We start from the raw sequence: 22,349 nt of genomic DNA on the forward strand, positions 1-22,349 counted from the left end.
TCCTTTTGCTATCCTTGGTGCTCCCGTTCGTGCGGCCCGGCCGGCGCGACGCCCAGATACCCGCTTCATGCTCCATCTCTTCTATTCGAACCGTCACGAAACGCTGGCCGACGCGCTGCTCGACGACCTGGCCGCGTTTCCGGCCCGCAACGGCCCGTGGGCGCCGCAACAGGTCATCGTGCCGAGCGCGGCGCTGCGCCGCCGTCTCGAGCTCGACATCGCCGCGCGCCACGGCGTGTGCGCGAACGTCGAGTTCACGTATCTCGCGCAATGGTTGTGGGCGCAGATCGGCCGCGTGCTGACGGTGCCCGCGCGCTCGCCGTTCGCACCCGACCGCCTCGTGTGGCGCTGCTACCGGCTGTTTGCGCAGGCGGCGGGCGGCGCGCCGTGGCTCGCGTCGCCGCGGCTCGCCGCGTATCTGTCCGCGTCCGACGACGCGATGCGCTACGAGCTCGCGCAGCGCGTCGCGGCCGTGCTCGATCATTACCTGACCTATCGGCCCGAATGGCTGGCCGCGTGGCAGGCCGGCGAATCGGTGCTCGCGGGCGACGCCGCGCCGCGCGGGATCGGCGACGCCGCGCGCGACGACGAGCGGTGGCAGGCCGCACTGTGGCGCGCGCTGCTCGCGGAGCTGAGCGACAGCGGCACGCCGCCCGCGCATCGCTTCCTCGTGGAGGCGCGCCATCTCGATCCCGAAACCGTCGCGCGCGCCGGCTGGCCGGAATCGGTCAGCGTGTTCGCGCTGCCGACGATGCCGCCGCTGCACGTTGCGCTGCTGCGCGAGCTGTCGCGCTGGATCGACGTGCGCGTCTATGCGCTCAATCCGTGCCGCGAGTTCTGGTTCGACATCGTCACCGCCGCGCATGCGGAGGCGCTCGACGCGGCCGGCCGGCTCGACTACCAGGAAGTCGGTCATCCGCTGCTGGCGGAGTGGGGCAGGCAGACGCAGGCTCAGTTGCACATGCTGCACGAACTGACTGAAAGCGCCGCGTCGGGCGATGCGTCGCGGTTCGTCGGGAATCCCGCGCCGACCTGGCTCGCGCGCGTGCAGAACGCGATCCTCGATCTGCAGCCGGAAGCGGAGCTCGGCGACGCGCCGGCCGAGCGCGGGATCGAGGTGCACGTGTGCCACAGCCTCGCGCGCCAGCTCGAGGTGCTGCACGACCGCCTGCTCGCGTGGTTCGATGCCGACGCGACACTGCAGCCGTCCGACGTGCTCGTGGCGGTCGCGGATCTGGCCGCAGCCGGGCCGCTGATCGATGCGGTGTTCGGCACGGCGGGTACCGGCGGCGCGCGCGTGCCTTACCGGATCACCGGGCTGCCGCCGTCGCAGGCGAACCCGGTCGCGCGCGTGCTGCTCGAATGGCTTGCGTTGCCGGAGCGGCAGGTCGGCGCGCCGGAGCTGGTCGAATGGCTGCGCGTCGACGCGGTCGCCGCGCGCTACGGCATCGACGCGGCCGCGCTCGAAACGGTGCAGACCTGGCTCGCGGCCGCCGGCGCGCGGCGCGGCCTGTCGCCGCTGGAGAGCGACGATGCGGCGGTGCCGGCGCCGCGCCATACGTTCTCCGATGCGCTCGCGCGGCTGTTCCTCGGCTATGCGATGCCCGAAGGCGCGGCACCGGTCGGCGCGTGGCTGCCGATCGAGGCGGCCACCGGCAGCGAGGCCGAACTGCTCGGCCGGCTCGCGCGCTTCACCGACGACCTCGACGGTTTCGCCAGGCGGCTCGCCGACGCGCACACGCCACGGGCCTGGAGCGAGCTGTTCGCCGACACGCTCGCGCGGTTCTTCGACTCGGGCGCCGCGTACGCCGATGCACTCGCCGGCGTGCGCGATGCGCTCGACGCGATGCTTGCCGCGATGACGGAAGGTGCGCCCGACGAAGCATTGCCCGCGGCTGTGGTGCGCGCGGGGCTGGCAGCCGCGCTCGACGATCCGGCGCGCGGCGGCGTGCCGTGGGGTGGCGTCACGTTCTCGTCGCTGACGAGCCTGCGCGGGCTGCCGTACCGCGTCGTGTGCCTGCTCGGGATGGACGACGGCGTGCTGCCGAGCCTCGCGCGCGCCGACGAATTCGACCTGATGGCCGTGCTGCCGAAGCTCGGCGACCGCCAGCGCCGCGACGACGAACGCAACCTGTTCCTCGACCTGCTGCTCGCCGCGCGCGACCGGCTGCTGATCGCGTACACGGGGCGCAGCATTCGCGACAACGCGCCGCTGCCGCCCGCAGCGCTCGTCGACGAACTGCTCGACCATCTGGCGATCGTCACGGCGGGCGCGGATGCCGCGCCGGACGCCGTCGATGCCGCGCGGCGCGCGTTCATCGTCGAGCATCCGCTGCAGCCGTTCGCGGCCGAGTATTTCCGGCCCGGCAGCGAACTGGCGTCGTACGACGCGGAGCGCGCGACGCTCGCGTCGCTGCTGGCGGCCGAAGCCGCGCGCGACGCGTCGCGCGCGCAGCCGTTCTTCGCGCAGCCGCTGCCGGCCGAGCCGGTCGAACCCGTCGCGTTCGGCGAATTCGAGCGTTTCTGGCGGCATCCGGCCCGCGCGCTGCTGCGCGCGCGGCTCGGCATCGTGCTGTCCGACGCGCAGGCGGAACTGCTCGACACGGAGCCGTTCGCGCTCGACTTCGCGGGCAGCGACGCGCTGGCCGAGCGCGTACTGCCGCTTTTGATCGAAGCGGACGAAGGCGGTGTGCACGACCATGCGCTGCGCATCGCGGACGCCAGCCCGGAACTGCCGGGCGGCGCGACGGGCGCCGTGTGGCGCGACCAGGCGCTCGGGTCGATGACGCAACTGGCGTCGAACGTGCGCCGCGCGCTGGCCGACGGGACGGAGCGGCGGCCGTTCACGCTCGTGATCGCACCCGCATGGCCGGAGACCGACCAGGCGCTGTTCGGCGCCGATGACGCGACGCTGCGCGGCGATGCAGTGAGTGCGCCGCTCGAACTGCACGGCACGCTGAACCGGCTGACGCCGACCGGCCAGATCATCTATCGCTATGCACGGCCGAGCGCGCGCGACTATCTGTCCGCGTGGCTCGCGCATCTCGTCTACTGCGCGGTGGAGCCCGGCGGCCCGTGCCGCACGCTGTGGTTCGGCAGCGGCGGCGCGTTCGAACTCACGCCGGTCGCGGCGCCGCTCGAGCATCTCGCGCCGCTGGCCGCGCTGTTCCGCGCCGGCCGGCGCATGCCGCTGCGGTTCTTTCCGCGCAGCGCATGGGCGCGTGTGTCCGACGGCGAGGCGAAGGCCGCGACCGTATGGATCAACGAGCGCGTCGCGAGCGAAGCCGACGATCCGGCCATCGCGATCGCCTGGCGCGGCGCGCATCCGTCGCTCGACGAACCGTTCGGCACGCTCGCGCGGCTGGTGTTCGAGCCGATGCTGGAGCACCTGAAGGAGGTCGCATGAGCGCCGCATCCCAGCCGCAGGCGGCGCTCGAACTCGACGTGTTTGCGTGTCCGCTCGACGGCGTCAACCAGATCGAGGCATCGGCCGGTACCGGCAAGACGTGGAATATCTGTGCGCTGTACGTGCGCCTGCTGCTCGAAAAGGATCTCGGCGCCGACGAAATCCTCGTCGTGACCTTCACGAAGGCGGCGACGGCAGAACTGCACGAGCGGATCCGCGGGCGGCTCGCGCAGCTCGCGCATGCGCTCGATACCGGCGACGACGGTGGCGATCCGTTCGTCGCGCGGCTGCTCGAGACGACGCTCGGCGCAACCGGCGCACTGGATCCCGAGACCGCGGCGAAGCGGATCCGGCGCGCGCTGCGCGCATTCGACCAGGCGGCGATTCACACGATCCACGCGTTCTGCCAGCGTGCGTTGCAGGAAGCGCCGTTCGCGGCCGCGATGCCGTTCGCGTTCGACATGCAGGCGGACGATGCGGCGCTGCGCTTCGAGCTGGCGGCGGATTTCTGGCGCACGCGCGTCGAGCCGATGGCTACCCGCTGGCCGGGCTTCGCGACGTGGCTCGTCGATTCGGGGGCCGGCCCGGCTGCGCTCGATGCGCAGCTCGCGCGCCGGCTGAAGAAGCCGCTCGCCGCACTGCGCTGGGACGGCGTCGTCGAGCCGGACGAAGCGGCGGAGGCCGCCGCCGCCGAATGTTTTGCGGAGGCCGCGCGGATGTGGGCCGACGAGCGCGACGCGATCGACGCGCTGTTGCGCACCGCGCAGCCTGCGCTCAACCAGCGTTCGCACAAGCCCGACGCAGTGGCCGACGCGCTCGCTGCGTGGTCCGCGCATTTCGCGCAGGGCAATGCGGCGGCCGCGCTGCCGAAGGCGGCGCTCAAGCTCACGCGCACCGCGCTCGTGAAAGCGACGAAGAAGGGCGGCGCCACGCCCGAACACGCGTTCTTCGACGTGGCCGATGCGCTCGAAGCGGCGGTGGCCGCGGCCGAGGCCGCGCAGCGCGCGCGCTGGCTCGCGCTGATCGCCGACTGGCTCGACACCGCACCGGCCGCGCTGGCCGAGCGCAAGCGCACGCGTCGCGTCGTGTCGTTCGACGATCTGCTCGCGAACCTGTATCACGCGCTGCACGCGCATCCGTGGCTTGCGGACACGCTGCGCGCACGCTATCCGGCCGCGCTGATCGACGAATTCCAGGATACCGACCCGCTGCAGTTCGCGATCTTCGACCGGATCTTTGCGCCGGGCGGCCCGCTCTTTCTCGTCGGCGACCCGAAGCAGGCGATCTACAGTTTCCGTGCGGCGGATCTGCACACCTATCTCGCCGCGCGCGCGAGCGCGAGCGCGTGCTACACGCTCGCCGTGAACCAGCGCTCGACGCCGGCGATCGTCGATGCGTGCAACCGCTTCTTCATGTCGAACCCGCGCGCGTTCGTGCTCGACGGCCTGGACTACTACGCGGTGCGGGCCGGCACGCGTGTGCGTCCGCCGTTCGTCGACGAGACCGACCCGGGCCCGGCCGGCGATTTCCGGATCTGGGCGCTGCCGGGCGGCGACGGCACGCTGCTCAAGCGCGATGCGCAGGCGCAGGCCGCACAGGCATGCGCGGCCGAGATCGCCAGGCTGATGCGCGGCGCGCGCGAAGGGCGTGCGCGGCTCGGCGACACGCCGCTGTCGCCGGGCGACATCGCGGTACTCGTGCAGACGCACCGGCAGGGCAGCCTCGTGAAGCGCGTGCTTGCCGCGTGGGGAATCGGCAGCGTCGAACTCGCGCAGGCATCGGTGTTTTCGACCGGCGACGCGGAGCAGCTCGAGCGCGTGCTGGCGGCGATCGACGCGCCCGGCGACCTGCGGCGGCTGCGCGCGGCGCTTGCGGCCGACTGGTTCGGCCTCGACGCGGGTGCGCTGTGGCGCATGGAGCAGGGCGACGGCGACGCGTCGCGGGAAGCGGCCGACAGTGCGGATGCGATGAGCTGGGTCGAGCGCTTCTCGCGCTATCGGCTGCTGTGGCGCGAACGCGGATTCGCGGTGATGTGGCGCACGTTCACGCGCGAGCTGCGGATCGCCGAGCGCCTGATGGCAGGTGCGGACGGCGAGCGCCGCGTGACCGACATCAACCATCTGGCCGAATTGACGCAGGCACGCGCGTCCGCGCAGCCGGGCATCGCGCCGACACTGCGCTGGCTCGCCGCGCAACGGCTCGACGGCGGCGGCGAGGAGGCGCAGCTGCGTCTCGAATCCGATCGCAACCTCGTGCAGATCGTGACCGTGCACAAGTCGAAGGGCCTCGAGTACGCGGTCGTGTTCTGCCCGTTCCTGAACGATGGCGCGCTGCGCGAGCCGCCCGCGTCGGGGTTGCCCGACGCACGCGAGTATCACGACGACGCGGGCGATGCGGTGCTGCATTACGGCTGCGACGACGAAGCCGCGGAGCATGCGGCGCGTCAGGCGCTGCGCGAGCAGGCGGCAGAGCGCGCGCGGCTCGTCTACGTGGCGCTCACGCGTGCGGTCTATCGGTGCTATCTCGTCGCCGGTCCGTATCTGTCGTCGCGCTCGACCCGCGAAGCGCGGCGCAGCGTGCTGAACTGGCTCGTGGCCGGCGCCGGCCAGTCGTTCGACGCGTGGCTCGACGAGCCGCCCGACGAAGCGGCGCTCGACACGGCGTGGCAAGCGCTGGCAGGCGGCCCCGTGAGCGTCGCGCCACTGCCGGTGCCGGCGCGCCGCGAGCGGCTCGCGGCCGGCCACGATGCGTCGCAGACGCTCGCGGCACGCCATGCGACGCGCGTGCTGCGCGACGCGTGGCGAATGGCGAGCTTCAGTTCGCTGACCGCGTCGATGGCGCGCGAGGAGGCGGGCGTCGCGATCGTGCCGGACGACGAATTGCGCCCCGATCACGATGCGCTGGCCGCGGTGGCGCCCGACGGTGTGTTCGCCGTTGCCGACGCGGTCGCGGCCGAGCCGCCCGATGACGACATCCTCGTGTTCCCGCGCGGCGCGGCCGCGGGCGAGTGCCTGCACCGCCTGTTCGAACTGAGCCGGTTCACGGAGCCGGATTCCTGGCATCAGGCCGCACTCGGCGCGCTGCATGACCGGCCGGTCGAAGCCGAGCCCGAGCTGGCCGAGCGCCTGCCGGCGATGATGGCGCGGCTCGTCGGCGACGTCGTGCGCACGGAACTCGTGCCGGGCATGCGGCTTGCGGATCTCGATCCCGCGAAGCGGCTCGACGAAATGGGGTTCCTGTTCCCGGCGCCGTCGCTCGAGCTGGGCGCGTTGCGCCGGTTGCTGGTCGCGCACGGCTATCCGGACGTTGCGCTCGAGGCGGGCATGCTCGCCGGTTTCATCAAGGGTTTCATCGACATGATCGTCGAACACGACGGCCGGTTCTGGATCGTCGACTGGAAGTCGAACCATCTCGGCAATACGCCCGATGCGTACGGCCCGCGCGCGCTCGACGTCGCGATGGCCGATCACGCGTATCACCTGCAGGCGCTGCTCTATACGGTCGCGCTGCATCGCTATCTGCGCGGGCGGCTGCCCGGCTACGACTACGATACGCACATCGCCGGTTACCTGTACCTGTTCGTGCGCGGTGTGCGACCCGACTGGCGCAGCGGCGGCGAGCCGGCCGGCGTGCATGCGCGGCGGCCCGCGCGCGAGCTCGTCGACGCGCTCGACCGGATGATGGAAGGGGGCCGCGCATGAACGCACCGGACGATACGCTCGAATTCACCGGCGGCCTCGTCGCGCGCCTGCCCGAGCCCGCGGATTTCGGCATTGCGCTCGCGGAAGGCTTCGCGCGCCGTATCGGCGATCTGTCGCGCCGCGCGGGTGCGCCGGCCGCGGCCGCGCGCTGGGCGGCGCGTGCTGCGTTCGCGACGAGCCGCGCGACCGCGGGCGGGCACGTATGCGTATCGCTCGCCGCGCTCGCGCAGCGCTACGAGGAACCGGTCGACGACGTGCGCGCGGCGCTCGCCGCGAGCGGTCTGGTGGCATTCGGCACGCTCGCGCGCGGCGACGAGCGGCCGCTGATCGTCGACCGGCACGACCATCTCTATCTGTCGCGCTATTTCGACTACGAGCGGCGGCTCGCCGATGCACTGGTCGCGCAGGCCGGCATCGCCGCTCCGGACGATGCGCTCGCGCCCGATCGGTTGCGCGACAGCCTCGCGCGCTACTTCGGGCCGGCGACGGGCGAAGTGGACTGGCAGCGCGTCGCGGCGATCGTTGCGCTGACGGGGCGCGTGACGATCGTCAGCGGCGGCCCCGGCACCGGCAAGACGACGACGGTCGTCGGCGTGCTGGCCTGTCTGCTCGACGCGCACCCGGGCTTGCGCATCGCGCTCGCGGCGCCGACCGGCAAGGCGGCGCAGCGGATGCAGGAAGCGCTGCATGCGCGCGCGGGCGACCTGCCGCCGGAGCTGGCCGCGCGGCTGCCGGACACGTCTTACACGCTGCATCGGCTGCTGGGCGGCGGCGGGGCGACGGGCTTCCGTCATCATCGCGACAATCCGCTGCCGTACGACCTGATCGTCGTCGACGAGGCGTCGATGATCGACGTCGCGCTTGCCGCGCATCTGCTCGACGCGCTCGCGCCGGGCGCGCGGCTCGTGCTGCTCGGCGACAAGGATCAGCTGGCCGCGGTCGAGGCCGGCGCGGTGTTCGCCGAACTCAGCGCGCGGCCGACGTTTACCGCTGCGGCGCGCAAGCGCATCGCCGATGCGCTCGGGATCGACGAAGCGGCATTCGTCGCGGCGTTGCCGGTGCCGGACGGCGACGTGGCGGCGGAGGTCGCGGCTCCAATGTCGGCTTCCGTTCCAGCGTCGGCTCAGGCTCAGGCTTCCGCACCGTTGCAGACGACAGCCGCGCGCAAGCCGGCGCCGCGGCGCCATGTGGATACGCGCCAGGCTTCGCTGTTCGACGATGACCCGCAGGACGAAGTCGCCATTCCTGCCGACGTCGCGCCGGCCCCTGCTGCATCGCCGCCTGCGGCGCCGGATGACATCCGGCCCGGTATTGCAGCCCCCGATCCTGCATGGATCGAAGGCGACGAACTCGCGTGGCTCGACGCGGTCGAGCTTGCACCGTTCGATGCCGCGCTCCAATCGGCTGTCGCAACGCAAGCCGACGACATTGCCGCCACGTCGCCCGCATCCGGACGCGCACCCGCACCGCTCGCCGACTGCGTCGTATGGCTCGAACGCAACTACCGTTTCGGTCTCGACTCGCCGATCGGCCGCCTGTCGCTCGCGATCCGCCGCGGCGACGTGCAGGCCGCGCTCGATGCGCTGCCTGCCGACGATACCGCTGCCGCGTCGTTCCACGATGATGCGGGCGACACGCTGGCGGCGTCGACGGTCGAGCGCCTCGCGCGCCGGTTCGGCGCATATCTCGATGCATTGCGCACCGCGTTGTCCGAGCCGGTGCCCGACCCGTTGCCGTTGTTCGATGCGCTCAACCGTTTCCGGATCCTGTGCGCGACGCGCGCGGGTGCGCGCGGCGCGGAGCACGTCAACGCGCTGGTGGCGGCGCACGTGCGGCATGCCGCGCGCGTGCCGCTCGCGGTCGGCGCGCACTGGTTCACCGGGCGGCCCGTCATGGTGACGCGCAACGACTATGCACTCGGCCTGTTCAACGGCGACATCGGCATCGCGTTGCCGGATGCGCACGGCGTGCTGCGCGTGTGGTTCCGGCGCGCGGACGGCACCGCGCGCGCGGTGTCGCCCGCCGCGCTGCCGCCGCACGAAACGGCATTCGCGCTGACGGTCCACAAATCGCAGGGCTCCGAATTCGACGAGGCCGCGCTCGTGCTGCCCGCATCGTTCGGGCGTGTGCTCACGCGCGAGCTCGTCTATACCGCCGTCACGCGCGCTCGCACGCGCGTGCAGGTGATCGGCCCGCGGCGCGTGCTCGCGCAGGCCGTCGCGACGCGCACGCAACGCGATTCCGGTCTCGCGGCCCGCGTCGACGAGGCGCTCGCGCGGCGCCGCAAGGAGACGTCGCGATGATGATCCGCTACACGCTCGATCCCGCCGATGTCGAGTGGACCGCCGTGCGCGCGCAGGGCGCCGGCGGGCAGAACGTCAACAAGGTGTCCAGCGCGATTCATCTGCGCTTCGACATCCGCGCGTCGTCGCTGCCGCCCGTCATCAAGGAGCGGCTTCTTGCGCTGTCCGACCAGCGCATCACGCGCGACGGCGTCGTGGTGATCAAGTCGCAGGAATACCGCACGCAGGAGAAAAACCGCGAGGCGGCGCTCGCGCGACTCGATGCGTTGATCGGCAGCGTCGCGTTCACGCCGCGCGCGCGGGTCGCGACACGGCCGACGCGCGCGTCGAAGGAGCGGCGGCTCGAGCACAAGTCGCGCCGCAGCATGGTGAAGTCGGGAAGAGGGAAGGTGATCGACTGACGAAAGTCCGGATCGGTGTGGGCGGTACGCGAACATCCGTTGCCGAGCCCGCTACCGCATCACGGTTCCCGCGCTGTCGAGCACGAAGTCGACGCAGAACACGATGAGGCGGCTCTGCGCGCGGATCGCGACGGCGGCCGTGTAGCAATCGCGGCCTTCGGTCAGCGAGAAGTGCGGGCCCATCAGCGCGACGCGCCCCGGCGCCGCGACCGCGCGCTGGAAATACGGGCGCCGCGACCAGTTGCTGTGCGTTTCGGGGAACAGCGGCGCGAGCCGTGTGCCGCCGGCCTGGCTGTCTTCCGGGCGTGCGCCGATCGACGGCAGGAACTGTTCGCCGATCTCGTCCGTGACGAATACGCGGCGCGCGGCCGGTACCGTGAACACGCGTTGCGCGGCATCTTGCAGGCTGCCGCTCGCGGAAAACGCCGCCGCGCCGGCGAGCACGAGCCGTTCGATCGCATCGAAGCCGGGCTGCTCGGCGATCGCCGGCGTGTGCCGCTGCGCAATGAAGCGTTGCCACGCGGCATCGAGCATCGCGGGCGCTGCGGCACTCGCGTGCGCGATCGATGCATCGGGCTGGCCGAACTGGAAGCCCTGGACGAAATCGATGTCGGCCTCCATCAGCGTCTGCAGCGCATCGTCGCTTTCGACGCCCTCGGCGAGCACCATCGCGCCGGCCTGGTGAAGCATCGATACGAGATGATGCATGATCCGGCGATCGTCGGCCGACGCGTTCGCGCGCTCGACGAGCGAGCGGTCGAGCTTGACGATATCGGGCCGTGCGCGCCACACGCGATCGAAATTCGAGAATCCGGTGCCGAAATCGTCGATCGCGATCAGGAAGTCGCGGTGCTGGATCATGTCGATCGTGCGGGCGAGCGCGGCTTCGTCGCGTGCCGGCTGCTCGACCACTTCGAGCACGATCCGGTTCGGCGGCAGTGCGAAATGCCGGCACAGTGCCTCGACGAATTCGCGTTGCACGAGGCCCGAATCGAGCACGCGCGGCGTCACGTTCAGGAACAGCCAGCCGTCGCCGATTCCTTGTGCGACGAAGTTCGCCGTATGCAGGCAGCGGGCGAGTCGGTCGAGCAGCAGCGCATCGGCGGCGGCGCGCGTCTTGTCGAACAGCGCGACCGGGGACACCAGCGTGCCGTTCGGATCGACGACGCGCAGCAGCGCCTCGTAGCCGACCACGCGCTTGTGCGTGATCGACAGTACCGGTTGAAACACGCTGCGCAGCGTCGAGTCGCGGTACGTGGCGATCCAGCCGCTGGGTGTCGGCGTGAGGCGTTCGAGCAGGGATTCGAGCGAGAGGTCGCGGGAGGGCTTCATGTCAACGGTGCCCTGGGGCGAACGGAGGGGCGGTGCCGTGCCGCCACGCAGAAGCCGTCGCACGCTCAGGCGCACGCAAAAGAACGTGGTGCATCGTGACCGCCTTCTGCGGATGAGTGTTCCGAGTGTAACGGGAATGGCGCGATGCGCGTATCAGGGTAACTCCAGACGCAAACGCTACACAGGTACTGTCGCGGGGCAGCCCGCACCGGCGTGCGCGAACGCAACGGCCGGCGGCCGCGCACGGCGCGACAGCGTCGCGCGTGCCGCGTGCATTGCGTGCGAAGAATGGCGAAGGCGTGCGGCGGCGGTGTCGGCGGTCGCGGGCAGTCGGCGGGAACGCAGCGCGGCCGCGCGATCGGTACGCGGCCATCGGCATCGGTAAAAAACGTGGTGCGCATCGCCATGCGCTGCCGGGCGTACGGTACTTTCGAACCGACGGTCGGCGCGTCGCCGCACAGAGTCGGCCGCACACCGAAACGGCCAACCGGCGGAATCCCGGCCCCGCGTGCCGCTCAGACCGCTGCGCCGCCGCGTGGCCCGAGCCCGGGAATCCGCTTGATCACGCCGGTCGCGAGCGCGGTGCCGACGAGCACGATCGCGCAGCCTTCGATCATGACGACCGACACATGTTCGCCGAGGAACAGCGCGCCCCATAGCAGACCGAACACCGGAATCACGAAGGTCACGGTAATCGCGCGAGCCGGGCCGATATGCGCGATCAGGTAGAAGAAGATGAAGTAGGCGATGCCCGTGCACGCGATGCCGAGTGCGAGCACGGCACCCCACGCGTGCGCGCCGACCGCCGCGGCCGGCCAGGTCGCGATCGCGAACGGCAGCAACAGCACGGTCGAGCCGATCATGCTGCCGGTCGCGTTGACGAGCGGATCGACGCCGCTGAGCTTGCGCTTCGTATAGTTGGCCGCGATGCCGTACAGCAGCGTCGCGCCGAGTGCTGCGGCGGCGGCAAGCGCGGTCGCGCTCGCGCCGGTGCTGCCGTGCGCGTTCGCGATCTGATCCCACACGAGCGTGAGCACGCCGGCGAAACCGATCACGAGACCGAGCGCACGCGGCAGCGACAGCTTGTCCTTGAGCCACAGGTATGCGACGAGCGCACCCCACAGCGGCGTCGTCGCGTTGATCACCGACGTCACGCCGGCCGACAGCGTCAGTTCGGCATACGCGAACAGGCAGAATGGCGCGCCCGAGTTCAGTACGCCGACGACGAACAATGGCCACGCGTGCCGGCGCAGTCGCGCACCGAGCTCGGCAGGCTTGAAGCGCGTCAGCGCGAGGCCGGTGAGAAACAGTGCGCCGATGCCCACCCGCAGCGCCATCAGCGGCGCCACACCGAATTCGGCGACGCCGACCCGGATGAACAGGAACGACGCGCCCCACAGGGCAGCGAGAATGGTCAGCAGAAAGGCGTTCTTGGGCGACATCGGAGGCGGCAGGCGGGGGACGGAATGCGGTGAATCTTACACCGCGTTACCGGCCGTCGTTTCACGATCGGATGAAACGACAAGAAACGGGACATCCGCTTGCCGCCGGCGCGAACCGGCCGCGCGACCGGTTCGTTCGCTCAGTGATGGCGCCAGCCGCCGCGTCCGCCGAACCCGAAATTCAGCGACAGCGCCGGGCCCCAGTAACCGCCCCATGCCGGCGCATACACGGGGGCCGGATAGTAGTACGCGGGGCCGGGGTCGACGTACACGGGCGCGGGCTGGACCGGCGCCGCCGTGTAATAGCCGGACGGATAGTAGCCGTATGGGTAGTAGCAGCCCGCGAGTGTCGCGCTCGCGAGTACCGCGGCGACGAGAGTCCTGTTCATGATGTCACTCCGGCGGGGCCGGCAATCGGCAGATGCTTAAGCTTAGGCCGCCCATCGATGACACGGTGCGTAAAACGGTAACCGATCATTTCCGCACAGGCTTCGCCGCATGTCCCGACGAGCGGGGCGCTCGATGCAAAAACGGCGCTTCCGCATCGCGGAAACGCCGTCCGGTTGAAACGCAACGCGCCCTGTCACGCCGGGCGCGGACGTGGCTTACTTGCCGACCTGGTTACCGATGAGGCCGCCGGCTGCCGCGCCGCCGAGCGTCGACAGCGCATTGCCGCCGATTGCCGCGCCCGCTACACCGCCGACGCCGGCACCGATTGCCGTATCGCGCTGGCGTCGTGTCATCGAATCGCAGGCCGACAGGCTGGCCACCGTCGCAACGAGCAGCGCGCATACCCCAAAACGCCGAATCGAATAGCTCATGATCGTTGTCCTTGTGGTAGTGACTGGAGGTTGCGCGACCGGTTGACGATCGCGCATGACCCCAATCTACGCGCCGACCCGCAGGGCTGCTGTAAGGACTTGTTAAGGCTTCCGCGCTTTCGTAATGAATTGTTTCGCCTGCCGGCGCAGGCACGCGGGATGCGGGCGCGCACGCAAAAAAGCCCGCTCGAAAGCGGGCTTCGTGCAGTGCGTCACGCTGCGGCCGGCGGCGGTCGCATCGTTCGCTTGCGGTCTTACTGGCGGTGATAGATTTCGGCGCCCGTCTTCACGAATTCGACGGCCTTGACTTCCATCCCCTTCTTCAGCGCCTCGCTTTCCGACACGCCTTGCTGTGCCGCGAACTCGCGCACGTCCTGCGTGATCTTCATCGAGCAGAAGTGCGGGCCGCACATCGAGCAGAAGTGCGCGACCTTCGCCGAATCCTTCGGCAGCGTTTCGTCGTGGAATTCGCGCGCCTTGTCCGGGTCGAGGCCGATGTTGAACTGGTCTTCCCAGCGGAACTCGAAGCGCGCCTTCGACAGCGCGTTGTCGCGCACCTGCGCGCCCGGATGACCCTTGGCCAGGTCGGCCGCGTGCGCGGCGAGCTTGTACGTGATGATCCCTTCCTTCACGTCGTCCTTGTTCGGCAGCCCGAGGTGCTCCTTCGGCGTCACGTAGCACAGCATCGCGGTGCCGAACCAGCCGATCATCGCGGCGCCGATGCCGGACGTGATGTGGTCGTAGCCCGGCGCGATGTCGGTGGTCAGCGGCCCGAGCGTGTAGAACGGCGCTTCCTTGCACCAGTCGAGCTGGAGATCCATGTTCTCCTTGATCAGCTGCATCGGCACGTGGCCCGGACCTTCGATCATCACCTGCACGTCGTGCTTCCACGCGATCTGCGTGAGCTCGCCGAGCGTCTTCAGCTCGCCGAGCTGCGCTTCGTCGTTCGCGTCATAGATCGAGCCGGGACGCAGGCCGTCGCCGAGCGAGAAGCTCACGTCGTACGCCTTCATGATCTCGCAGATCTCTTCGAAGTGTTCGTACAGGAAGCTTTCCTTGTGATGCGCGAGACACCACTTCGCCATGATCGAACCGCCGCGCGACACGATGCCGGTCATCCGGTTCGCGGTGAGCGGCACGTACTGCAGGCGCACGCCCGCGTGGATCGTGAAGTAGTCGACGCCTTGCTCGGCCTGCTCGATCAGCGTGTCGCGGAAGATTTCCCACGTGAGGTCCTCGGCCTTGCCGTTGACCTTTTCCAGCGCCTGGTAGATCGGCACGGTGCCGATCGGCACCGGGCTGTTGCGGATGATCCACTCGCGCGTTTCATGGATGTGCTTGCCGGTCGACAGGTCCATCACCGTGTCGCCGCCCCAGCGGATCGCCCACGTCATCTTGTCGACTTCCTCGCCGATCGACGACGTGACGGCCGAGTTGCCGATGTTCGCGTTGATCTTCACGAGGAAGTTGCGGCCGATGATCATCGGCTCCGATTCCGGGTGGTTGATGTTCGCGGGGATGATCGCGCGGCCGCGTGCGACTTCGTCGCGCACGAACTCGGGCGTGATCTCGGCGAGCGCGTTCGCGCCGAAGGCCGCGGCGCCGAACGCCTGGCCCGGGTGCTGGCGGCCCATCATCGCGGCGAGCTTTGCGCCGTTCGGGCCGCTCGACTTCAGGCTCTCGATGTACTCGGCGCGGCGCTGGTTCTCGCGGATCGCGATGTATTCCATTTCCGGCGTGATGATGCCCTGGCGCGCGTAGTGCATCTGCGTGACGTTCTTGCCCGGCTGCGCGCGGCGCGGGTTGCGGTGCAGGCCCGGGAAGCGCAGGTCGGCGGTGGCCGGGTCGGCCGCGCGCTCGAGGCCGTACTGGCTCGACAGGCCGTCGAGCACCTCGGTGTCGCCGCGCGCTTCGATCCAGCGCTGGCGCAGCGCGGGCAGGCCCGCACGGATGTCGATCTTCGCGTCCGGATCGGTGTACGGGCCCGACGTGTCGTACACGTAGATCGGCGGATTCTTTTCGCCGCCGAAGCCGGTCGGGGTGTCGGCCTGCGTGATTTCACGCATCGGCACGCGGATGTCGGGCTGCGAGCCGGTTACATAAACCTTTCGCGAATTGGGCAGCGGCGCGACGGCAGCGGCATCGACGTGGGCGTCGGCAGACAGAAACTTCGGATTGGCGTTCATGCAATCTCCTGTGTGAGCGCCGGACACGCGCTTCGGCGCTTGCCCGGAGCCCTTGACGAATGTGGGGCTCGAGCTAAGCAGGAGACGAGGTTTGGTGAGGCGGCGGATTCGTCAGAAGGATGGCGGCGGAATCCGTACGCTTCCCTGCGCTGGCATTATCCAGATCAGGTTCAAAGGGTATTTCTCACCCGCAATGCCGGTTGTTCGACCGAACGCATTGCAGGACCCCCGCGTTAGCAAGGGCACACGATACACCGGCTTGGCGGCGGTTTCAACCGGCAGTGCAGCGGTTTGCCGGCACCGGCCCGGCCACGCGGGCGCGGTGGGCCGGCGATGCGCCGCATCATGGATTGCCGCCGCCCGCGCCGGGAACCCGGCCCGCAGTGGCGCAGCAGTGCAGCATCGCGCGGCGCCGGGGCCAGCGAAAAATATTTTCGAACCGGCTGTCATTTCGCGCGACGTCGTCCGTCTATTGGGCTCCTCAAACCCATGTTCCGGAGAGATGTCATGAAAAACGTATTGATCGCCGCCTGTGTCGCGGCTTTCGCCACGCTTGCAACGGGCGCATACGCGCAGAACGACGCGATGTCGCAAAACGGTTCGTCGATGTCGAAGGACGCGATGGGTCACGACGCGATGGCGAAAGACGCGATGGGCCACGATGCAATGGCGAAGGATGGTGCGATGAAGAAGGGCGCCATGAAGAAGCATGCGATGAAGAAGGACGCGATGTCGCACGACGCGATGGGCAAGCCGATGTCGGGCGACAAGATGGCGCCGTCGAACTGACGGCGCCGGGCAGGGCGCGCGGCCGGCGCGCATGCACGACGACGGCCGCCCGCCTGCGTCTCGTTTTGTCCCGCCTCGACGACACGTTTCGGGAGTCTTCATCATGCAAACCGTTCCCGCCACCGGGCGTGCGGCCGCCGCGCCGCCCGCGCGCCCGATTCATCCGCTGTGGGTGCGCGCGAGCCACTGGCTCAACGCGCTCGCGGCCATCCTGATGGCGCTGTCCGGCTGGCGCATCTACGATGCGTCGCCGATCTATCCGTCGTTCACGTTTGCGCACGGCATCACGCTCGGCGGCTGGCTCGGCGGCGCGCTGCAATGGCATTTCGCGGCGATGTGGCTGCTCGTCGGCAACGGGCTGTTCTATCTGACGATGGCGATCGCGACCGGCCGTCTCGCGCGCAAGCTGCTGCCGGTCACGCCTGCATCGGTGTGGCGCGACGTGCGTGCGGCATTGCGCGGGCGCCTCGCACACGACGACCTGAGCGTCTACAACGCGGTGCAGCGTGCCGCGTATCTGGTCGCGATCGCCGATCTCGTCGTGCTGGTGCTGTCCGGGCTCACGATCTGGAAATCCGTGCAGTTCCCGCTGCTGCGCGAACTGTTCGGGGGCTACGACGACGCGCGCATCGTGCACTTCTGGGCGATGTCGCTGCTTGTCGCATTCTTCGTCGTACACGTCGCGATGGCGCTGCTCGTGCCGCGCTCGCTGCTCGCGATGCTGCGCGGCCGTTGACCGTCAACATCGGGTGAAGGAAATCATCATGTCGGAATCCGAAGTAAAGCGCGACGGTACGCGCTGGGCGCTCGATCGCAAGTCGCTCGAGCTCGACGTGCGCCGCGAACTCGAAATGCCGTCGCGGCGGCTGTTCAACCGGCGCATCCTGACGCTCGGCGGCCTGACGATGCTGACCGGCTGCACGCTGCACGACGACGCATCGGTCAACACGTTTCTCGAGCGCGTATCGCGGCTGAACGATCGCGTGCAGGCGTGGCTCTTCAGCGGCGAGCGGCTCGCGCCGACCTACACCGAAGCCGACATCACGCGGCCGTTCCCGTTCAACGCGTACTACGGCATCGACGAGGTGCCGCACGTCGACGCGTCGACGTACCGGCTCGTGCTGTCGGGCCGCGTGACGGGCAAGCGCGTATGGACGCTCGACGAGCTGTACGCGCTGCCGCACGCGGAGCAGATCACGCGGCACATCTGCGTGGAAGGGTGGAGCGCGATCGGCCGCTGGGGTGGCACGCCGTTCGGCGCGTTCCTCGCACGCGCCGGCGCCGATCCGCATGCAAAGTACGTCGGCTTCAAATGCGCGGACGATTACTACGAAAGCATCGACATGCCGACCGCGCTGCACCCGCAGACGCTGCTCGCGTTCGACTACGACGGCCATCGTCTGCCGCCGGTGTTCGGTTTTCCGATGAAGCTGCGGATGCCGACCAAGCTCGGCTACAAGAATCCGAAGCACATCATGGAAATCTTCGTGACCGATACCTACCCGGGCGGCTATTGGGTCGATCAGGGCTACAACTGGTTCGGCGGATCGTGAGCGGCCGGGCGCCGTGACGCGCGCGTTACGCGGAACGCGCGGTACGCCGGCTGCGGGACAGGCATGCCGAGCGTCACACCATAAGCGCGAAGCGACCCGTGAAGTGCATGACCGGCCGGCAGGCCGAGGTATCGATCGCGCTGCGCGGAAGCGGCGGAGCGCCCCGCGCAGCGCGTGTCCGGCCGCGGATTCAACCGGTCCGGCTCGCCGCGGATGTCGCGCCGAAACATCAGCCGATATCCTTTCAGTCGGGTCTTACGATGCTTTCGAATTCTTGATGCCATAATGCCGAGCGTGGGCGGCCGAAGCGGTTCGCGCACGTTTTCCTGACCCTCAGCCGCCGCTTGCCGGTTTTCATTCGTCGCCGTTCGCACTGCCATGTCGTTCCGCACGTTCGCTTCCGCCTTCCTGGTCCCGTCGGGATCGCTTGCCGGCCTCGCCGGCGCCTTTCAGCGGAGCACGCGACTCATCGTGCGGGCGGGCTGAACGATGACGCCGCTCGACCGCCTTCTCGATTTCCTGGCCCGCCTGCCGATCCGGATCCGCCTGCCGCAAAGCCGCGGCGGCCGCGTCGCGCTGGCCCTCGTCTTCATCTATTTCGTCTGGGGTTCGACGTACAGCGGGCTGCATTTCGCGCTGCAGTCGTTCCCGCCGCTGCTGCTGTCGGGGCTGCGCAACCTGCTGGGCGGCATCGGCCTCTTCATCTTCGCGCTGCGCCGCAAGCCCGAATGGCCGACTTTGCTGGAAATCCGCAACTCGGCGATCGTCGGCACGATGCTGGTCGCGCTGTCCTCGGGCACGATCGCGCTCGGCATGCGCACCGTCAGCAGCGGCTCGGCTGCGGTGATGGTGGCCACGGTGCCGCTGTTCGCGACCGTGATCGCGGCGGTCGCCGGCCGGCCGGTGACGAAGGGCGAGTGGGCGGCCGTCGCGCTCGGGATGGTCGGCATCGTCGTACTGAACTCGGGCGGCGCGGCCGCCGCGAACTCCGCGCTCGGCACGATCTGCGTGCTGGCCGGCGCGCTGTTCTGGGCGGGCGGCGCGCATCTCGCGACGCGGCTCAAGCTGCCGTCGGACCTGTTCCTGTCGACGTCGCTGCAGATCGGGCTCGGCGGCCTGCTGTCCACGCTCGCCGCGTGGCTGATGGGCGAGCGCATCGAGCAGGTCGCGGCCGGGCCGGTGTTCGCGTTCCTGTACCTGATGGTGTTCTGCACGATGGCCGCGTATGTCGCGTACGGCTACCTGATCCGCCATACGAGCCCGATCATCGCGAGCAGCTGCATGTACGTGAACCCGATCGTCGCGGTCGCGCTCGGCGCGCTGATGCTCGGCGAACCGGTGACGACGGCGACCGTGGTCGCGACCGTCGCGATCCTCGGCAGCGTCGGGTTGTCGTTCCTGTTCGATCCCGCGCGCCGGCCCGCGGCGCGCGCGGCGGCCGACGCTTCGTCAGCCGCGGCCGGCGTTACCGCCGGCGCCAGCGTCGCCGCCGAATCTGCAGCGGCGGCGGCAGCCGCGCCGGATCAGCCCGCGATGCCGGATCCGGCGCCGATCCTCGCGCCTTCCGCGGTACCGCTCGCGGTGCCCGCACCGGGCGCCGTCGTGGACCCGGCCGCGGTGATGGATCCCGCGCCGGCATTCACGGCGCCACCGGCCGGCGAACCGGCCGCGTCGCGCGCCGATGCGTGACGCCGGCGCGTCCGGCCGCGGTCAGCCGCGGTCAGCCGCGCCGTGCGCCGCGGTAGTGGAACCCGCCGGCGAGCGCCGTAAAGAGGAGCCCCGCCGCGCACATGCCGGTCCAGCCGAATGCGCGCCACGCGGCGACGCCGGCCGACGAGCCGAGCGCACCGCCGATGAAGTAGCACACCATGTACACGGTGTTCACGCGGCTGCGTGCCTCGGGCTTCAGCGCGTAGATGCGCGACTGGTTCGAGATCTGCGCGGCCTGCACGCCGACATCCAGCACGATCACGCCGATCACGAGCCCGACAAGGCTCGTCCCCGACAGCGCGAAAATCACGAACGACGCCGCGAGCAGCGCGATCGCGAGCGAGATGATCGCGCGCGGGCCGCGCTTGTCCGCGAAACGGCCTGCGTACGGGGCGGCCAGCGCACCGGCCGCGCCGACGATGCCGAAGAGGCCCGCGGCTTGCGGACCCAGATGGAACGGCGGCCCTGCCAGCAGCAGCGTGAGCACCGGCCAGAACGCGCTGAATGCGGCGAACAGCGCGGCGCCCGTCAGCGACGCCTCGCGCAGCCCGCGCAGTTCGACTGCCAGATGCCACATCGAGCCGAGCAGCTTGCCGTACGGCAGCGTCGACGTCGGCGAGCTGCGCGGCAGCCGCAACACGATCACCGCGGCGAGCGCGACCAGCGCCGCCACCGACGCGCCGAACACCGCCCGCCAGCCGAAATATTCGGCGACGACGCCGGCTGCCGTGCGCGCCAGCAGGATCCCCAGGAGCAGGCCGCTCATCACGGTGCCGACCGCATGGCCGCGCTCGGCCGGCGGCGCGATTTCGGCTGCGAACGGCACGGCCTGCTGCGCGATCGTCGCGAGCACGCCGATCGCGAGGCTCGCGACGGCGAGCACCGCCAGCGACGGCGCGGTCGCGGCGACGATCAGCGCGATCGACAGGCCCGCGATCTGCATCAGGATCAGCCCGCGGCGATCGAAGCGGTCGCCGAGCGGCGCGAGCAGGAACATCCCGGCCGCGTAGCCGAGCTGCGTCGCGGTCGGCACCGCGCCGATCCACGACGCGCCGTCGGGAAAGGCTGAGCGGAAACTGTCGAGCAGCGGCTGGTTGTAGTAGATGTTCGCGACCGACACACCCGCGATCGTCGCGAGCAGCAACAGCAGGCTGCGCGAGTAATGGGGCGAGACGGCGTCGGTCGGACGTTCGGTGGAGGCGGAGGACATGGCTGCAACGGAACGGAGTGGGGCGGCGCGGGGCGCGCCGCGCAACAGCGGTTGCGCAGGCGGCCGGTGCGCCGATCGAGGCTGCCGATCATACCGGAGCACCGGGAATTCTGCCGGCGAGGGGGATGGGCGGCGGGAGCCGCGCAGCCAGGCGACCAGGCAGCCAAGCTGCCAAGCTGCCAAGCTGCCAAGAAGCCAAGAAGCCAAGAAGCCAAGAAGCCAAGAAGCCAAGAAGCCAAGAAGCCAAGAAGCCAAGAAGCCAAACGGCCAAACGGCCAAACGGCCAAACGGCCAAACGGCCAAACGGCCGGGGAGCAGGGGAGGCGGGCGAATATACGGTCCCGCGCGGGGGGGCAGCGGCGAGCCGTGCAGTCAGGGGCGTCGGGGCCGTTAGCCGTTAGCCGTTAGCCGGACAGGCGGACAGGCGGACAGGCGGACAGGTGGCCAGGCGGACAGGCGGACAGGCAGACAGGCAGACAGGCAGACAGGCAGACAGGCAAGCGGGCGGATAGGCGCACACGCGGCCGGCCGCGCACTCGCGGCACGACGGGCCTCGAGTGATCGCTATGACCTGCTATCGCCCCGCGATCACCCGCAACGCACGCCACCCGCCTCACCCGCCCGTCATGCGCGCAATGCGCAGGCTCAGTCGACCAATTCCCCGCTCGGCTCATAAAACGGATACGGTCCGTCGCCTTCGTCCACATACACGTGATGGGACGTCATCCCCGCGTCCGGCGTATGGCGATGCACCGCGAACGCGGGCGGTTCGAGCCGGAACGTGGACGGCGCGTCCGCGCGCAGATCGAACGCGACCTGATGCGCGGGCGCCGGCACGGCCGACGCGAGCGTGCCGCCGAAGCGCGTGAACATCGTCCGGTGCACGTGTCCGCACAGCACGCGTTCGACGTTCGGATAGCCGCGCAGCAATGCATCGAGCTTCGCGGCGGCGGCAGGTGCGAGGCGCAGCGCGTCCATGTGGCCGATCCCGGAGACGAACGGCGGGTGATGCAGCGCGACGATCACCGGCCGGTCGCGCGCCGCGTCGAGCTGCGCGGCGAGCCACGCGAGCCGCGCATCGCACAGATCGCCGCTGCTCGTGCCGGGCACCTGCGAATCGAGCGCGAGCACGCGCACGGCCCCGACATCCAGTGCGTACTGCACGAACTCGCCGTCCTGCAGCTCGGGGCGATCGGCGAACGCGCGGCGCAGGCCCGCACGATCGTCGTGATTGCCGACCATCAGGTAATACGGAATCTCGAGCGGCGCGAGCAGCGCGCGCAGATGACGGTATTCGTCGTCGTGGCCGAAATCGGTCAGGTCGCCCGTGATCAGCACCGCGTCGGGGCGCGGCACCAGCGCGTTCAGCTTCGCGACGCAGCGCGCGAGCGCGGCGGCCGTGTCGACGCGCCGGTACGCGAGCTGGCCCGGACGCTTGATGTGAAGATCGCTGATTTGAGCAAGCAGCATCGTCGTTCCTCGGAGTGTCTGGTTA

The 22,349-nt window shown here is 69.9% G+C and carries 15 protein-coding genes and 1 riboswitch; of the genes, 8 read left to right on the forward strand and 7 right to left on the reverse strand.

Annotated features, from left to right (window positions below; genetic code table 11):
- Nucleotides 1-67 precede the first annotated feature (67 nt).
- The 4 genes from recC to arfB are packed head-to-tail and all read left to right on the forward strand — an operon-like array spanning nucleotide 68 to nucleotide 9,811.
- The gene (gene recC / locus Q3A80_RS17645) at nucleotides 68-3,406 is read left to right on the forward strand and encodes an exodeoxyribonuclease V subunit gamma (RefSeq protein WP_446330204.1); all 3,339 of its coding nucleotides are present in this window, start codon (nucleotides 68-70) and stop codon (nucleotides 3,404-3,406) included.
- Nucleotides 3,403-7,107, forward strand: a complete 3,705-nt coding sequence (gene recB, locus Q3A80_RS17650; protein WP_446330205.1) for an exodeoxyribonuclease V subunit beta — start codon at nucleotides 3,403-3,405, stop codon at nucleotides 7,105-7,107. Before recC ends, recB begins: the two co-directional genes overlap by 4 nt.
- Nucleotides 7,104-9,410, forward strand: a complete 2,307-nt coding sequence (locus tag Q3A80_RS17655) for an AAA family ATPase (protein ID WP_446330206.1) — start codon at nucleotides 7,104-7,106, stop codon at nucleotides 9,408-9,410. Before recB ends, Q3A80_RS17655 begins: the two co-directional genes overlap by 4 nt.
- A complete protein-coding gene (arfB, locus tag Q3A80_RS17660; RefSeq protein WP_446330207.1) occupies nucleotides 9,407-9,811 on the forward strand; it encodes an alternative ribosome rescue aminoacyl-tRNA hydrolase ArfB in 405 nt (134 codons plus the stop codon). The genes Q3A80_RS17655 and arfB overlap by 4 nt, the downstream gene beginning before the upstream one ends.
- Before the next feature lie 51 nt (nucleotides 9,812-9,862).
- Here the strand turns inward: arfB and Q3A80_RS17665 are convergent, their stop codons facing one another.
- The 5 genes from Q3A80_RS17665 to thiC form a co-directional block, all read right to left on the reverse strand.
- Nucleotides 9,863-11,143: an EAL domain-containing protein gene (locus Q3A80_RS17665; protein WP_446330208.1), complete on the reverse strand. Its 1,281-nt coding sequence runs from the start codon at nucleotides 11,141-11,143 to the stop codon at nucleotides 9,863-9,865.
- Between the two features lie 515 nt (nucleotides 11,144-11,658).
- Nucleotides 11,659-12,585: a DMT family transporter gene (locus Q3A80_RS17670; protein ID WP_446330209.1), complete on the reverse strand. Its 927-nt coding sequence runs from the start codon at nucleotides 12,583-12,585 to the stop codon at nucleotides 11,659-11,661.
- A 140-nt stretch (nucleotides 12,586-12,725) separates the two neighbouring features.
- A complete protein-coding gene (locus tag Q3A80_RS17675) occupies nucleotides 12,726-12,974 on the reverse strand; it encodes a hypothetical protein (protein WP_446330210.1) in 249 nt (82 codons plus the stop codon).
- A gap of 216 nt (nucleotides 12,975-13,190) precedes the next feature.
- Nucleotides 13,191-13,406, reverse strand: a complete 216-nt coding sequence (locus Q3A80_RS17680) for a glycine zipper 2TM domain-containing protein (RefSeq protein ID WP_440625286.1) — start codon at nucleotides 13,404-13,406, stop codon at nucleotides 13,191-13,193.
- A 254-nt stretch (nucleotides 13,407-13,660) separates the two neighbouring features.
- Nucleotides 13,661-15,592: a phosphomethylpyrimidine synthase ThiC gene (gene thiC / locus Q3A80_RS17685; RefSeq protein ID WP_446330211.1), complete on the reverse strand. Its 1,932-nt coding sequence runs from the start codon at nucleotides 15,590-15,592 to the stop codon at nucleotides 13,661-13,663.
- 123 nt (nucleotides 15,593-15,715) lie between these two features.
- Nucleotides 15,716-15,832: riboswitch (TPP riboswitch) on the reverse strand.
- A 267-nt stretch (nucleotides 15,833-16,099) separates the two neighbouring features.
- Between thiC and Q3A80_RS17690 the strand changes: the two genes are divergently transcribed.
- The 4 genes from Q3A80_RS17690 to Q3A80_RS17705 all read left to right on the forward strand — a co-directional run bounded on the left by Q3A80_RS17690 (nucleotide 16,100) and on the right by Q3A80_RS17705 (nucleotide 19,623).
- Nucleotides 16,100-16,381, forward strand: a complete 282-nt coding sequence (locus tag Q3A80_RS17690) for a pentapeptide MXKDX repeat protein (RefSeq protein WP_446330227.1) — start codon at nucleotides 16,100-16,102, stop codon at nucleotides 16,379-16,381.
- Nucleotides 16,382-16,484: 103 nt separating this feature from the next.
- A complete protein-coding gene (locus Q3A80_RS17695) occupies nucleotides 16,485-17,117 on the forward strand; it encodes a cytochrome b/b6 domain-containing protein (protein WP_446330212.1) in 633 nt (210 codons plus the stop codon).
- Nucleotides 17,118-17,145: 28 nt separating this feature from the next.
- The gene (locus tag Q3A80_RS17700) at nucleotides 17,146-17,934 is read left to right on the forward strand and encodes a molybdopterin-dependent oxidoreductase (protein ID WP_446330213.1); all 789 of its coding nucleotides are present in this window, start codon (nucleotides 17,146-17,148) and stop codon (nucleotides 17,932-17,934) included.
- A gap of 489 nt (nucleotides 17,935-18,423) precedes the next feature.
- Nucleotides 18,424-19,623 (forward strand): EamA family transporter, encoded by a 1,200-nt coding sequence (locus tag Q3A80_RS17705; protein WP_446330214.1) that lies wholly within the window; start codon nucleotides 18,424-18,426, stop codon nucleotides 19,621-19,623.
- Between the two features lie 31 nt (nucleotides 19,624-19,654).
- On the opposite strand, the gene Q3A80_RS17710 is transcribed toward Q3A80_RS17705, so the two are convergent.
- Both Q3A80_RS17710 and Q3A80_RS17715 read right to left on the reverse strand, forming a co-directional pair.
- Nucleotides 19,655-20,854, reverse strand: coding sequence for an MFS transporter (locus Q3A80_RS17710; protein ID WP_446330215.1), 1,200 nt, complete (start codon nucleotides 20,852-20,854; stop codon nucleotides 19,655-19,657).
- A 645-nt stretch (nucleotides 20,855-21,499) separates the two neighbouring features.
- On the reverse strand, nucleotides 21,500-22,324 hold the full coding sequence (locus tag Q3A80_RS17715; protein WP_446330216.1) for a phosphodiesterase: 825 nt from the start codon (nucleotides 22,322-22,324) through the stop codon (nucleotides 21,500-21,502).
- Nucleotides 22,325-22,349: the final 25 nt, after the last annotated feature.

Source organism: Burkholderia sp. SR8, assembly GCF_052851275.1.

What these genes read in the sequence shown, in the direction of transcription:
- recC (WP_446330204.1), top strand. Translation starts at nt 68, where the DNA reads ATGCTCCATCTCTTCTATTCGAACCGTCACGAAACGCTGGCCGACGCG.
- Q3A80_RS17655 (WP_446330206.1), top strand. Translation starts at nt 7,104, where the DNA reads ATGAACGCACCGGACGATACGCTCGAATTCACCGGCGGCCTCGTCGCG.
- Q3A80_RS17665 (WP_446330208.1), bottom strand. Translation starts at nt 11,143, where the DNA reads ATGAAGCCCTCCCGCGACCTCTCGCTCGAATCCCTGCTCGAACGCCTC.
- recB (WP_446330205.1), top strand. Translation starts at nt 3,403, where the DNA reads ATGAGCGCCGCATCCCAGCCGCAGGCGGCGCTCGAACTCGACGTGTTT.
- Q3A80_RS17700 (WP_446330213.1), top strand. Translation starts at nt 17,146, where the DNA reads ATGTCGGAATCCGAAGTAAAGCGCGACGGTACGCGCTGGGCGCTCGAT.
- Q3A80_RS17705 (WP_446330214.1), top strand. Translation starts at nt 18,424, where the DNA reads ATGACGCCGCTCGACCGCCTTCTCGATTTCCTGGCCCGCCTGCCGATC.
- Q3A80_RS17715 (WP_446330216.1), bottom strand. Translation starts at nt 22,324, where the DNA reads ATGCTGCTTGCTCAAATCAGCGATCTTCACATCAAGCGTCCGGGCCAG.
- Q3A80_RS17695 (WP_446330212.1), top strand. Translation starts at nt 16,485, where the DNA reads ATGCAAACCGTTCCCGCCACCGGGCGTGCGGCCGCCGCGCCGCCCGCG.
- thiC (WP_446330211.1), bottom strand. Translation starts at nt 15,592, where the DNA reads ATGAACGCCAATCCGAAGTTTCTGTCTGCCGACGCCCACGTCGATGCC.
- Q3A80_RS17680 (WP_440625286.1), bottom strand. Translation starts at nt 13,406, where the DNA reads ATGAGCTATTCGATTCGGCGTTTTGGGGTATGCGCGCTGCTCGTTGCG.
- Q3A80_RS17710 (WP_446330215.1), bottom strand. Translation starts at nt 20,854, where the DNA reads ATGTCCTCCGCCTCCACCGAACGTCCGACCGACGCCGTCTCGCCCCAT.
- Q3A80_RS17690 (WP_446330227.1), top strand. Translation starts at nt 16,100, where the DNA reads ATGAAAAACGTATTGATCGCCGCCTGTGTCGCGGCTTTCGCCACGCTT.
- arfB (WP_446330207.1), top strand. Translation starts at nt 9,407, where the DNA reads ATGATGATCCGCTACACGCTCGATCCCGCCGATGTCGAGTGGACCGCC.
- Q3A80_RS17670 (WP_446330209.1), bottom strand. Translation starts at nt 12,585, where the DNA reads ATGTCGCCCAAGAACGCCTTTCTGCTGACCATTCTCGCTGCCCTGTGG.
- Q3A80_RS17675 (WP_446330210.1), bottom strand. Translation starts at nt 12,974, where the DNA reads ATGAACAGGACTCTCGTCGCCGCGGTACTCGCGAGCGCGACACTCGCG.